Genomic DNA, 13,011 nt, shown 5'->3' on the forward strand with positions numbered 1-13,011 from the left:
GTGCCTGCGGCTTTCCTGCGGCTTTGCTGTGTGTCGTGTCGTTATTCGCCGAGCTTGATCCCCAGGAAGCCTGTGGTCTTGAAGAGGTGGACGATGCGCTTGGTGAGGCCGGTGAGGCACACGGAGCCGCCGCCAACCACGGCCAGCAGCAGGACCGAAAGCACTACGGGGTTCTCCGAGCTGCCGGGCACCAGCGGGGTTGCGATGAGTCCAGCGATGCCCGCTGCCAGGATCGCGCCGCCAATGAGGATGAGTTTGATGCCAGGGCGTCGGATGAGTCTTTCAGTCATAGTTAGTGAATCTAACACCGGAGCATCCGACTCGTGGCACTGAACAGCACGACGAGGAATCGCGAGGGTGCATTGGCTCGGCGGGTGAGGAAAACGAAATCACAGTCAACCAAAAGGATCCTGGGCTCCTTCACGGGCTAAACTGGGGCGTTAGTCCTGTCCTGTGGGTACTTGCCAGCACTGCTTGGCCCCGGCAATCATCGAGGAGCCCCACCCCATGAGCACTGAACCATTGCCGCCGTCGAACCTCATCACCTGGACACAGGGGGACGCGGACCACACGGCCCTGTGGCATTCGGCCAGTGGAGCGGCGGCGCCCAAGAAGGTCCAGGCCGTGGATGATTCCCTCACCGCCGACGACGCCTACCGCCTGGCCGCGCAGGGCACGGCGCTGTTGTGGCAGGGCGATTACCACAACGCCCGCCAGCTCCTCTCCGCCATGGCCAGGCGCCTGCCCACTTTTTCCAAGCACGACGGCGAGAGCCTTGCCCAAGCCTTCTACCGTTACCGCCAGGGCCGGACCCAAAGGGCAAGGATGTTGGGGCTAGTGCTGGTCCCCCTGGAGCCGGGGCCAGCAGTCGCCTTGCGCCGTGCACCAGATGTTTCCGCGGCATGGCAGGCTGCTGCCGGCGACGTGCAGGCCTTGACCGTGGCACCCCTGCAGGATGTGCTCGGTGCTGTGGGTGCCTTTGAATGGCGCCGCAACGGCTTGTTTGTGCAGGAGCTGGACGCTCTCATTTATCCGCATTACGGGACGTTCGCGCCCATTCGTAGTGAGTATTTGGCGTTGGTGGCGCAGGCCCCCTTGCCGTCCACCGAGTTGGCTTTCGACATTGGCACGGGTACCGGCGTGCTGGCGGCCATTCTGGCTCAGCGCGGGGTCAAAACCGTTATTGCCACAGACAGTGAGCCTCGGGCCATTGCCTGTGCCCAGGAGAACATGGAGCGTTTGGATCTGGCCGATGCCGTTGAAGTCAGCCAGCTGAATATGTTCCCGGCAGGGCGTGCCCCGCTGGTGGTGTGTAATCCGCCCTGGCTGCCCGGAACAGCCAACACCTTGCTGGACAACGCCGTCTACGACCCCAAGAGCCGTATGGTCAAGGCGTTCCTGACGGGGTTGGGCGGACATCTGGAGCCCAAGGGAGAGGGCTGGCTGATCATTTCCGATCTAGCCGAGCACCTTGGCTTGCGGTCACGCGCGGAACTGCTCGGGTGGATCGAGAAAGCCGGGCTCACGGTGCTGGATAAGGTGGACACGCCGGCGAAACACCCGCGCTCCATGGACAGCAGTGATCCGTTTTTTGATGCACGGTCACGCGAGACTACTTCACTGTGGAGGCTGGTCACCGCGGCCTGAGCGCTGTTTGCCGTGCTTTCGCTGGATGAAGGGTACGACGCCGGACCGGGTGGAAGTTCCGCAGTGCCCGCCAAGGAACGTGGAAGGCGGTACCAGTGTCTTAGGACTTCGCCCGACGACCAGATCGTTTGGCGAACGCATCGATGGCGTTCAAGATTTCTTCGCTGCGCCAGAATGGTCCAAGCTTGTGTTCTGCCTTGGACTGCAGAATTCCAGCCTCGACGAGTGCTTTCAGCGGTGGGTACACGTTCGGTTGCGCCACCCCGAGTTCTGACGCAGCGGTAGCTGAGTCAAGAACTGGGCGGCGGGCGATGACATCGAGCATTCGCCAAGCATTACTGTTCTTGCGCGCGGTGAGCTGATTTTTCCAAGACCCCTGAACTGCTTCGATCTCCTCGACCAACTGACGAGTGTTGGAGACTGCCCTCAATGCGGCGTTTGCGAATGCGCGAACAATTGGGGTGACGTCACCGGCGCGGTACGCGGTCAGTGCATTATGGTAACCGTCGATATCGGCCAGCAGGCCGGCAGAAACAGGGATGGCCACGTTTCTGGTGACGCCGCGGTATCGGAGGATCGATTGCGCCAAGGCACGTCCCGTTCGGCCATTTCCATCCGTGAATGGGTGGATCGTCTCAAACTGTGCATGGCTCACGGCAACCGAGACCAAAGCTGGAACATCAAGGCGTGAGGCAAACGTGACGACATCATCTATTAGCCCAGGTACTCTGCTGTGGTGTGGGGCAACGAAGTCGGCGCCAACGGGGGTGTCGCTGCGCGTACCGATCCACACCGGCTCATCGCGCCATTCGCCGGCCTGGTGAATGGTTTGGTTTTCCATGAGGACACGGTGCATTTGCAAGATGGAGTCAGATGAGATCTTCTCTGCCAGTCGCAGGGCAGCCGTCATCGCCCTGGTATTGGCAGCGATCAACTCAGCGTTTCGGCTCTTTTTCAGTCCAAGCTCGGCGCTGAATATGGCTCGGGCGCTGGCAGTCAGGTTCTCGATCTGGGAGGATGATGCGGATTCAGAGCGCAGCAACACAGGCGCAAAGGTTGCTACCTTATGTCCCAATTCGGCATCAAACCTGGTGAGCTCGCTGGTGGCTCGATCGGCGAGATGGAGCGTTTCCTCATCCGGGGCCGGTGTTTGATTGGCAATGACCGGCGGTACCGCTGATTTGTAGCGGCTGAAGTCGGGTTGCTGATGCGCCCCGTATCCGGCAGTGGCCGGAACCCAGTCTTGCTGTTCCCAATCGAGGCCGGGCCACTGGTGTCCGCTTTTCCTTGAATCCTTGTTGGTACTCATAAAGTGACCGCCCAGTTTTTATGACTTATCGAGTTACTCATAATAATTGCACATGATTTTATGATTAACCAGCCTCAAGCACTTCAGCCCCCGCAAGGCGAAGGCCTACAGGCAGGCCCCGCCCGTGGCAGGAATTTTGGCCACGGCGGCAGAAAGCTGAGTCAACACGGTGTCCGATGGAATCGTATTCTCCTTCAACACCAGCTCGGTGGCAGGGTTGCGCCCGTAAGTGGTGATGGTCCACGTTGCGTCCTTTTGCTTGAGGACCCAGTCCACGCCGTTGACGCTCACGCACTTGTCCGTTGTGGGTCCGAGTACCGGCACGCCGCACCGCAACACCACCAGCGACGGCTCGCCCCAGGCCGCCGTGGCCTGGCTGGTGGTGGTTCGCCGCTTGGCGTCGTCCAGTGAATCCGGCAGCGCCACCATCATGGGGGCACACGCTGGATTGTTGGCATCGTCGGCAACAGTGATGGCCACAGATGGCGCACAAGAGGTCAGGACGAGCATGGTAACGGCCGCTAGGGGCACAGCGATCCGCCAGGAACGGGAAGTCAGAGGCATGTAATAAAGCATATCGGTCAAAGCTGCGCGCATCCCCCTGCACTTGGTCGCAGCGAAGCCTCCGTTCATTCTTCGCTGGTAGCATTGCACGCTGAGCCCGAAGGCGCTTTACGTCTCGCCGCCGGTCGGCGCACATATACGTTGCCGCGTCCTTGCCCCCCCAATTGTTTGGAGATCACTTTTGCGTCAGAAGAAGGCCTGGATCATTTCCGGAGGTGCGGTTGCAGTTATGTTGGCGGTATCTGCGGTAGTCCTCCCGACCATGCTCGACGGCGGCGATGAGGTACCGGCGCCGACCGCGGTTACCCAGGTGGTTGTTACCCCGGATCCCACCAAGACGTACCCCGCAGTGACCAGCTTCTACGAGCAAGCTGGCCCGCCGGCTAGTTCGCCGCTGACGGCCGTGGCGCCGCAGACGATGACGATCAGTAACGACCCGGTTGGGACCTCGCTGTCAGCCTCGCAGATCGGCCTCTCCCTTGAGGCCACCGATCTTGCTGATCCCAATCTGAACGCGGATAACGCCTCCCTGGTGGAAATCTTGAAGGGCCTGAACAAGCCTGTCATCCGCTTCGGTGGCAACGCCGTGGATAGGCGCTTCTTCTGGACCTCATCCGATGAGCCCATCCCGGCGGACTACACCGGCGACAAGGCCCACCCGGTGCGTTCTGCAGGCCCCGAAGATTTGAAGCGGATCAAGGGCATGCTGGACGCGGCCGATGCTTACGTGAGCCTCTCCGTGGATCTGGGTCACTACGATCCCGCCCGTGCTGCCGACATGGTCAAGTATGGTTCTGAGATTTTCGGTGCCCGACTCGTGGCCGTCACCATCGGCAATGAGCCCAACGGTTTCGGTGACGGCGACCGTCGCCAGGGCGAATACACGGCCGATGACTTCGTCAAGGAAGCGCAAGCCTACGCAGACGCCATGTACGAAGTTGCCCCGAATGTGCCCATCTCCGGGCCGGGGACTTATTCGGCCAACTGGGTAGATCAGTGGGTGAATATGCCCATGAAGCAAAAGAAGATCCTCACCTTCCACCACTACCCCTTGACCGGCTGTAACACCGGCGCAGCAGCGGATCAGCCCACCATGGCTAACCTGCTCACGTCGAACATCCACCAACGCTCCATCGACTACAACAAGACGTTCGTGGAGAAAGCCAATGCGGCAGAGCTGCCTGTGTGGATTCCTGAGACTGGTATTTCGGCTTGTGCTGGCAGCAATGAAACCACCAAGACCTACGCATCAGCCTTGTGGGCTGCCGACTATGCGCTCAGCGCGGCCCAGACCGGGATCAATCAGACTGACTTCCACAGCTCCATGATCACCTGCACCGGTGGCCCGCCCATGTCGATGGTGTGTGCTGAAGGTGCATACCTCCAACCCACCGGCGCCATGGACGTGCGCGCCAACTACTACGGGATCTCGATGGTTTCTTCCATCGGCTCGGGCAAGTTCCTCAAAGCCGGCAATGAAGGTGGTGGGCAGAACTTCGCTTACGCCCTGCAAAAGGAAGACGGCAGCACCTCAGTGGTGTTCGTCAACCAGAACGACCCCGAAAAAGCGGCCCAGACGAAGGTGACGTTGAAGCTGCCGAACATTCCTGAAACGGCAACCATGACTCAGATGACGGGCAGCAGCTACTCGGCTGAAGATGGCGTGCACATCGATGGTGAAGCTGCGGCGCCCAAGGCTGATCCTGAGCGTCCAGCGCCCATGGGCTTCAAACCTGGTCAGCAAACCCAGACATTCTCGCTCACCGCCGGGACCGTTTCGATCATGAATTTCAAGTATTAGCAACTGTTACGCGCATGACACGTGCCGTTGAGCAGGGCCTGGCGGCATTTGCGGGCCCTGCTTTTGTATGTTGAACGGGCAGTACCATGCGGGTTGATGTCGCCGACCCCCGGAGTCTCGCTCGCATCGTATTGGGCATGTCCAGCTCCGGGAGTGGCACCGACTCTCCTCTTCAGCGTGATAGAGACATACGAAAGGCATCTGTAGGTCACCAATATTGGGGACTCCGAATACATGACTATGTTCACAAAGGACTGAAAGCTTGCCGTGGTTTGATGGGCTTTGTGGGATACTCAAACCGATGGGCCAATTGTGGTGCCATTTTTAATTCGTGCTTATGTTTGATGCCTCACTTTTTAGTCGTTTGGCTGCCGCACGACTATTGGGGAAGCGAAGGCGGTTAGATTTTGGTCAATCGGTACGGGGGTTATGCCCGCATTGCCGTACTGGCGGCTGTTTTAGTCTTGGCTTGCCTGGTTCTGCCGCAGGCATCCATGGCAAGGGCAGAAGACGGCAACCCGGAAATTACTCTGCCATTGGATCCGCCCCCGGTGGTTGATCCCAACCCACCACCGGTTGTGGAACCACCCATTGTCGTTGCGCCGCCAGTGATTGTGCCCCCGTATATTCCTCCAGTGGTTCCCGCACCTGCTCCAGTGGCTCCCGTACCCGTCGTGGTTCCGGCTCCCAAAGTTCCTGACGTAGAGCCTGTTGCAACCGAGGAACCGGTCGAAGTGATCGAGGTAGAAGTTCCTGCGGAAGTGGAAACCACCTCGGCGGCGGCCACCACTAAAGCTCCGGCCACCACAAAAGCCTCAGCAAGCAGCATGGCAACCGCAACGATCACTGCGCAGGTGTTGCCGGCCGAATCAAGCTCTGCGTCGATGCCCACGCCCACCAATTCCCTGCTGCTTCAAATGCTGGTGATTGCGCTCGTGCTTGCCATTGGGCTTTGGTACCTGCGCTTTATGAAGCGCGGCGGCAAGCACTTCGGCGCCGCTTCAACAGGCCAGGTGAACTAGCACAACCATGTCCAAAAATGGAACGAGTGGCAGACCCACACGGATCATGCTTCTGGCCCATTCCTATTGGCCTGAGAATAGCCCGCCCCAACGCCGCTGGTCGTCGCTGATTCGCGAATTCTGTGCAGCGGGTTGGCAAGTCGATGCCGTGGTCCCCGTGGCCCACTTCCCGCAGGGGACACGCATCCTGCCTCGGAAGGTTGCCGGCACGGTGTTCCGCAGCCAAAAGGGTCCCCACGGGGAAGTCATCCTGCGCGTTCCCTACGTGCCACACAGTGGAAATTTCCACCCCGCACGTCTGGTGGACCAGCTCTTTTCTGCTGCCATGTCCATTCCAGCAGGGATCTTCTGGCGAAAGCCGGATGCTGTCATTGTGACGGCACCTAGCCTGCCCATTCTCGTGTCCGGCTACGTCATCGCAAAAGTCCGTCGTGTCCCACTCATTGTTGAGATGCGAGATGCCTGGCCGGACCTGGCCAGAGACGCCCGGCTCGTCAGAGGCAACGTCAAAAGTGGCATCGAACGTGTGGTTGAGGCTATCCAGCTCCGTGCTGATGTGGTGGTTGCCGTCACCCAGGGTTTCGCAGAGACGCTTCGTGCGCGCGGCGTGGAGCATGTCGTGACGGTCAGCAATGGCCTGGATGTCGATTCTGTACCCAGCTTTGAGGCGCCTGCCATCGATAAGGAAACACTTGAGGTCCTGTATCTGGGCAATCATGGCCAAAGCCAGCGGTTGGATGCCGCAATTCGCGCCAGCGCGCTGGTGGGTCCGGCCATGCACCTGCACATGGTGGGCCACGGAACGCACCGTCCGGCACTCATCAGGCTGGCCGCCGAACTCAATGCTCCCGTGACTTTCCACGACTCTCTCCACGGTCAGGAAGTTCTGGACCGCTACAAGTCGGCGGATTCCTGCATCGTTTCCTTGCGCGATGACTGGAAGTCCTTTGAGGCAACCGTCCCATCAAAGACTTATGAGGTTTTGGCGATCGGCCGTCACATCACAGCCATTGTGCGCGGCGAGGCCGCTCGAATCGTCAGGGACGCTCAAGCTGGCGATGTCGTCGCATGGAAGCCTGAAGCCATTGCTCAGCTCTGGCGCGATCTAGCGGCAGATCGTAGCCGTCTGGACGCCGGAACCACGGGTCGTGACTGGGTCCGCGCGCACGCAAACTACCCGGTCTTGGCTGCGAAGTACATGCGAGTCATCAGTGCCGTCACCGGCAAAGTCGGTGCCGACGCGTGAGCCTTGCAAAGAATTTATCCCTAGCCGCTGGCACCGCCATGAACCATTTGGCGGATGATCCGGTAGTTTTGGCCTTGCAGATTTCCCGACGGCTGCCAGCTTCGGTTGTTACACCCGCTGCAAAGCTGATCACCAGGACATTTCCCTGCTCCACCGCCACGCCTGCGCTTCTGGCCACCTATATGACCGGCGATACAACCAGCCTTGAGTCCAAGCTGTCCGGAGCACTTGATGCTGACATGTCCCCGAACCGCGCCCGGCTTGCCGCCGACGTCGCCCTCGCTGCCGGTCAACCTGAATGGGCGGATAAGTTCCTGCCCTTGGCGACAGGGTCAAAACGCTTCCCGGCCACGCTGGCACGCCGCAAATGGTATGGCGGTGACATGGAAGCTGCCGTCAGGGCACTTGCCGGGCAGCATGGCGCCATGAAGCGGCACCGTGAGCGGCTGGCAGGGGAGCAGCGTACGTTCAACGGATGGACTCCGCTCTTGCCGAAGACTCCCATGGTTCCTGTCAAGGGTCGTGTCCTTCACCTCCTCACCAACTCGCTGCCTCACACGGGCAGTGGGTACGCTCAGCGCAGCCACTCCATCATGCTGGCCCAGCAGGAAACTGGCCGCGAGGTCTTGGCCGTCACCCGCCTTGGCTACCCAGTCCAGGTTGGCAAGGTTTTTGCCTCCGGTGAAGACGTAGTCGACGGCGTGCGGTACCGCAGGATGATTCCCTCCAGCCTTGCGCCAACCCCAGATGCGCGTTTGCAGCAGGAAGCGGAAGAGCTACTGAGGGTGGCCCTTGAGTTCCGTCCGGACATTTTGCACACCACCACCCATTTTGCCAATGGCCTGGTGGTCGGCGCTGTGGCCAAAGCGCTGAATATCCCTTGGGTCTATGAGGTGCGGGGTCAGCTGGCAGATACATGGGCCTCCACTCGGGGTGAGGACGCCAAGGCCAGCGAGCGATATCTCCAGTTCCAGGCTTCAGAGGCGCTGGTCATGAACGACGCGAACGCTGTAGTAACTCTGGGCCCGGCCATGCTTGAGGGCATTGTTGGCAGGGGCATCCCGGGAGGGAAAGTCGTGCTCGCGCCTAACGCCGTGGGCGGTGATTTTCTGCTGGAACCGGGCACACCCGCGGCGGCCCGGGAAGAGCTTGGCCTGGACCCTGCCCTGAACTACATCGGAACCGTCAGCTCACTGGTGGATTACGAGGGCTTTGATCACCTCGTAGAGTCTTTTGCTATTTTGGCGCCCGACTTCCCGGAGCTTCGCCTGCTGATTGTTGGCGGTGGAACAGCAGCCCCTGCTTTGCACGATCAGGCTGCCAAACTCGGCCTCGCTGACCGCGTGATTTTCACTGGTCGAGTACCCCGTGAGTCGGCCCCCTTGTATCACCAAGCGATGGATATTTTTGTTGTTCCCCGCAAGGACCTCGATGTCACCCGTGCGGTCACTCCGCTAAAGCCGGTCGAGGCGATGGCCAGTGGCCGTCCCGTGGTTGCCAGTGATCTTCCCGCTCTTCGCGAGATTGTGGGCCATGGAGTCAATGGCATGCTGAGCGCTGCTGACGATCCGCCAGCTCTTGCCGCAACCTTGGCTCTGTTGCTTCGCGACGAACCGTTGCGCCGACGCCTTGGGGAGAGTGGCCGGCGGGCAGTGCTGCAAGGCAGAACCTGGGCGGCCAACGCCCAACGATGCGAGGACAAATACCAGGAATTAATCAACAACCGGACAGGGAAGGAAGCAGTGCGATGACACAAACACAGGAAAACACCGTGGTGCCAGCCGCTGCGAAGAACTTCCCCGTCGATTTGAGCCACTTGAGCCGTGTTGGTGCACGCCCGGCATTTTTAGACTACCTCGTCCAGCTCTGGGACTTCCGCAGCTTCATCATTTATGATGCCCGCGCCCGGGTCAAGAGCGGTACGCGTCGCGACAAGCTGGGCAGCGCCTGGCTGTTGCTGAACCCGATTTTCAATGGCGTTACCTACTTTGTAATCTTTGGGTTGTTGTTGGGAACGGGAAACGGCATACCCAACTTCGTTGGGTACCTGACTATTGGTATTTTCATGTTCCAGATGACCTCGGGTGCCATCACCGGCGGTGCTCGTTCCATTCAGCAAAACAGGGCCCTAGTCCAAGGTTTTACCTTTCCCCGCGCTGCTTTACCTTTGGGCGTGAACATCCGCGAAGCTATGGTCAATGTGCCATTGATCCTTGCCATGCTGCTGTTGGTGCTGGTCATTCCACCGTCAGAACCCATCACGTGGCGGTGGCTGTTGATTGTGCCGGTTCTGCTGCTGCAGTTCCTGTTCAACTTGGGCGTAGGACTGATTTTGGCCCGTGTCATTTCCAGGGTCAATGACGTGACCCATTTGTTGCCTTTTGCCCTGCGCGCGTTGATGTACCTTTCGGCGGTTTTCTTCTCCTATGAGCGGTTCATTGAACACCCGCTGTTGCTGAATATCATGCAGGCCAACCCGATGTTCATCATCATCGATATCACCCGTGCCTGCCTCCTGTACGGCGTTACGCCGTCATTGCAGTCGTGGGTCTCACTTACGGCTTGGTCTCTGAGTGCATTGATCATTGGTGCCGTCTACTTTTGGAAGGGTGAAGAGTCCTATGTCCGTGGCTGAGATGCTCACTAACATGAAACCCACTCCCTGCATCGTGGCTGACAATGTTGCCATGAGGTACCGGGTGCCTTCCACCGAGGTTCCCGAGGATACCCGGTACCCGCATATGAAATTCTTGCGGATGCTCAATCCTTTGCCCACCACGGTCACCGTCCATGCACTCAATGAGCTGTCATTGGTGTTCAACCGCGGTGAATCGGTTGGTGTGATTGGGCGCAATGGTTCGGGGAAGAGTACCCTGATGAAACTTGTCAGCGGCCAGATCCGTCCTACTTCAGGCGCCATCCACGCATCCAGCACGCCCATCATGCTCGGAGTGAACGCGGCACTTGTGCCGGAGCTTTCCGGTGACCAGAACGTAGTGCTGGGTTGTCTGGCCATGGGCTTGAGCCACGAGGAAATTACTGACAGGTTTGATGAGATTGTAGAAGTCTCAGGGCTGGAAAAATCCATTCATTTGCCCATGAAGTCCTATTCTTCCGGCATGGGCTCCAGACTTCGCTTTGCCATTGCGGCCTGCGCTAACCCCGAGATTCTCCTCGTTGACGAGGCGCTGAACACCGGTGACGCGCAATTCGCCGCCCGCAGCAAGCGGCGCATGGATGAGCTACGCGCCCAGGCCGGCTGTGTACTGCTGGTCAGCCACAGCCTCACCACCATCAAGGAAATGACCAGCCGCACCATTTGGCTAGACAAGGGCGATCTCATCATGGATGGTTCGTCCAAGGATGTGACCCGCGCCTATATGCAATTCACCAAGGAATTATCCGAGGGCAACAACGTCACCGCTGAGCGGATGCGGTCCGAGTCCATGGCATCCTTGGACGCCGTGAACGTCGTCAACACCCCCCGGGGCACGCAGCGGGGTGGCCGCTAGATGTATACAACGGAAGATTTCCGTACCGGCCTGTGGCACCTGCGCCAGGGCGGCACCGCGCAGTACAAGGAGTGGCAGGCACGACGCCGGTCCCAGCTGGGTTTCGCTTCCCCCAAGGATGCCAAAGGCGTTGAAGGCGGCTGGATTGGCAGGGGCAACAAGCGCCGTCTGTCCTTCGCCGAGGCCGCCCTGCCACAGGGCGCGCCCCGCCTCGCTGACCTCCGTGTTGGCGTCATCCTGGATGACTTTTCCGCCATGGCCTTTGCCTTCGAATGGAACTCCATTGCCCTGGACCCTGCCACCGGTGCAGCGCAGCTGGACGGCCTTGACCTGGTCTTCATCGAATCTGCCTGGAATGGCAACAACAAGCAGTGGTTTGGCAAAATAACGAGTTCAAGGGGCCCGTCGGAGCAGTTAGTTGAACTGCTGGCCGCCGCCCGGCACCGCAACATCCCCACGGTTTTCTGGAACAAGGAAGACCCGCCCCACTACAGCGACTTCCTGCCGGCAGCGATGCTCTTCGACTTCGTCTTCACCTCGGATGAAGGCCGCATTGAAAGCTACCGCCGGGACCTGGGCCACAGCCGCGTCGCAGTCCTGCCCTTCGCCGCACAGCCAGCAGTTCACAACCCCGTGAGGCCGGCCAAGGGCTTCCATCAGCGGGATGTTGCGTTTGCCGGCATGTATTTTGCCCACAAGTACCCCGAACGCCGTGAACAGATGGACGTTGTCCTCCACGGCGCCATGGATGTCTCCGTCAAAATGAAGACGGGACTCGAGATCTTTTCCCGTCAACTCGGCGGCAACCCGGAGTATCAATTCCCGGCACCGTTGGACTCCCGCGTCGTGGGATCGCTGACATACCCGCAGATGCTCTCCGCCTACAAGGCATACAAGGTGTTCCTGAACGTGAACTCCGTGGTGGACTCCGAGAGCATGTGTGCCCGGAGGATCTTTGAAATTTCTGCCGCTGGCACGCCTGTTGTATCAGCGCCGAGTGCGGCCATCAAGAACTTCTTTTCAGCGGACGAGGTCCCCATCGCCACTACCCGGGAAGAGGCCGGGCACCTCAGCCGCGCGCTCGTGGCCAACCGTGAGCTCAATGACCGGACTGCCCATCTGGCGCAGCGCCGCATTTGGCAGCACCATACCTATGCCCACCGAGTTGCCACTGTGCTGGAGCACGCCCTTCCCAACCGCAGCGCCGGGTTGACGCAGCCCAGTGTTTCGGCCTTGGTGCCGACCATCCGTGCTGAGCAGATCGAGCACGTATTCAAGACGCTAGCTAGCCAAGTTGGTGTGCGGGTGCAACTGGTCCTGTTGACCCACGGCTTTGAGCTTCCTGCCGAGGCACTTGCGCACCTGCAGGAGAAACACGGTATCGACGACGTGGTCTTGCTGGCCGCTGGCAGGGAGGTCAGCCTGGGCGAGTGCCTCAACCGCTGTGTTGCTGCCGCCAGTGGGCAGGTGCTCGCCAAGATGGACGACGATGACCACTACGGTCCCAATTACCTATCTGACCAGCTGTTTGCCCTGAACTTTTCGAAGGCAGACATCGTTGGCAAGCAGGCGCACTTCATGCACCTTGCCGCCTCTGACTCCACTATCCTGCGTTTCGCACAGAAGGAACACCGCTTCACCGACTTTGTCATGGGCCCCACAATCATGGGCCACAGACATGCCTTCGCCAAGGTGCCGTTCCAAGCTTTGCGCACAGGAGAGGACACAGAATTCCTGCGCGATGCGCGGGCCGCCGGACTTGTCATTTACTCAGCGGACCGCTTTAACTTTTGTCAGAATCGTTCAGGAAGCGGGCATACATGGAATATTACCGATGCAGAACTACTCATATCAGGGGAACTTGAATCAAACGGTTTTCCGCTGGAAAGAATTTCAATCTAAAGAGGGAT

The 13,011-nt window shown here is 59.6% G+C and carries 11 protein-coding genes; 8 read left to right on the top strand and 3 right to left on the bottom strand.

Translation table 11 applies throughout. The features are described 5' to 3' along the window. Window positions 1-41: 41 nt before the first annotated feature. A complete protein-coding gene (locus ACX80E_RS01500; protein WP_459299848.1) occupies window positions 42-290 on the bottom strand; it encodes a hypothetical protein in 249 nt (82 codons plus the stop codon). Between the two features lie 217 nt (window positions 291-507). Between ACX80E_RS01500 and ACX80E_RS01505 the strand changes: the two genes are divergently transcribed. Beyond that, complete coding sequence (locus ACX80E_RS01505; protein ID WP_459299850.1) at window positions 508-1,647, top strand: methyltransferase; 1,140 nt, start codon at window positions 508-510, stop codon at window positions 1,645-1,647. A gap of 100 nt (window positions 1,648-1,747) precedes the next feature. Here the strand turns inward: ACX80E_RS01505 and ACX80E_RS01510 are convergent, their stop codons facing one another. Both ACX80E_RS01510 and ACX80E_RS01515 read right to left on the bottom strand, forming a co-directional pair. Beyond that, window positions 1,748-2,956 (bottom strand): Fic family protein, encoded by a 1,209-nt coding sequence (locus tag ACX80E_RS01510; protein ID WP_459299851.1) that lies wholly within the window; start codon window positions 2,954-2,956, stop codon window positions 1,748-1,750. Window positions 2,957-3,061: 105 nt separating this feature from the next. After that, on the bottom strand, window positions 3,062-3,520 hold the full coding sequence (locus ACX80E_RS01515) for a DUF3515 domain-containing protein (protein WP_459299853.1): 459 nt from the start codon (window positions 3,518-3,520) through the stop codon (window positions 3,062-3,064). A 229-nt stretch (window positions 3,521-3,749) separates the two neighbouring features. Here ACX80E_RS01515 and ACX80E_RS01520 point away from each other — a divergent pair, with 229 nt between their 5' ends. From ACX80E_RS01520 to ACX80E_RS01550, 7 genes are all read left to right on the top strand, one after another. Beyond that, complete coding sequence (locus ACX80E_RS01520) at window positions 3,750-5,321, top strand: hypothetical protein (RefSeq protein WP_459299855.1); 1,572 nt, start codon at window positions 3,750-3,752, stop codon at window positions 5,319-5,321. 674 nt (window positions 5,322-5,995) lie between these two features. Then, a complete protein-coding gene (locus ACX80E_RS01525; RefSeq protein WP_459299857.1) occupies window positions 5,996-6,343 on the top strand; it encodes a hypothetical protein in 348 nt (115 codons plus the stop codon). Window positions 6,344-6,350: 7 nt separating this feature from the next. Continuing rightward, entirely contained in the window at window positions 6,351-7,589 is a 1,239-nt protein-coding gene (locus tag ACX80E_RS01530; RefSeq protein ID WP_459299859.1) for a glycosyltransferase family 4 protein, read from the top strand. Continuing rightward, window positions 7,586-9,340, top strand: a complete 1,755-nt coding sequence (locus ACX80E_RS01535; protein WP_459299861.1) for a glycosyltransferase family 4 protein — start codon at window positions 7,586-7,588, stop codon at window positions 9,338-9,340. The genes ACX80E_RS01530 and ACX80E_RS01535 overlap by 4 nt, the downstream gene beginning before the upstream one ends. Beyond that, window positions 9,337-10,224, top strand: coding sequence for an ABC transporter permease (locus ACX80E_RS01540; RefSeq protein WP_459299862.1), 888 nt, complete (start codon window positions 9,337-9,339; stop codon window positions 10,222-10,224). The genes ACX80E_RS01535 and ACX80E_RS01540 overlap by 4 nt, the downstream gene beginning before the upstream one ends. Window positions 10,225-10,237: 13 nt before the next feature. Further along, window positions 10,238-11,101: an ABC transporter ATP-binding protein gene (locus ACX80E_RS01545; RefSeq protein ID WP_459299864.1), complete on the top strand. Its 864-nt coding sequence runs from the start codon at window positions 10,238-10,240 to the stop codon at window positions 11,099-11,101. Further along, on the top strand, window positions 11,102-13,003 hold the full coding sequence (locus tag ACX80E_RS01550; protein ID WP_459299866.1) for a glycosyltransferase family protein: 1,902 nt from the start codon (window positions 11,102-11,104) through the stop codon (window positions 13,001-13,003). The last annotated feature ends 8 nt before the right edge of the window (window positions 13,004-13,011 follow it).

It is taken from the genome of Arthrobacter sp. TMN-49 (genome assembly GCF_054511095.1).

What these genes read in the sequence shown, in the direction of transcription:
- ACX80E_RS01500 (WP_459299848.1), bottom strand. Translation starts at nt 290, where the DNA reads ATGACTGAAAGACTCATCCGACGCCCTGGCATCAAACTCATCCTCATT.
- ACX80E_RS01505 (WP_459299850.1), top strand. Translation starts at nt 508, where the DNA reads ATGAGCACTGAACCATTGCCGCCGTCGAACCTCATCACCTGGACACAG.
- ACX80E_RS01510 (WP_459299851.1), bottom strand. Translation starts at nt 2,956, where the DNA reads ATGAGTACCAACAAGGATTCAAGGAAAAGCGGACACCAGTGGCCCGGC.
- ACX80E_RS01515 (WP_459299853.1), bottom strand. Translation starts at nt 3,520, where the DNA reads ATGCCTCTGACTTCCCGTTCCTGGCGGATCGCTGTGCCCCTAGCGGCC.
- ACX80E_RS01520 (WP_459299855.1), top strand. Translation starts at nt 3,750, where the DNA reads ATGTTGGCGGTATCTGCGGTAGTCCTCCCGACCATGCTCGACGGCGGC.
- ACX80E_RS01530 (WP_459299859.1), top strand. Translation starts at nt 6,351, where the DNA reads ATGTCCAAAAATGGAACGAGTGGCAGACCCACACGGATCATGCTTCTG.
- ACX80E_RS01540 (WP_459299862.1), top strand. Translation starts at nt 9,337, where the DNA reads ATGACACAAACACAGGAAAACACCGTGGTGCCAGCCGCTGCGAAGAAC.
- ACX80E_RS01545 (WP_459299864.1), top strand. Translation starts at nt 10,238, where the DNA reads ATGAAACCCACTCCCTGCATCGTGGCTGACAATGTTGCCATGAGGTAC.
- ACX80E_RS01550 (WP_459299866.1), top strand. Translation starts at nt 11,102, where the DNA reads ATGTATACAACGGAAGATTTCCGTACCGGCCTGTGGCACCTGCGCCAG.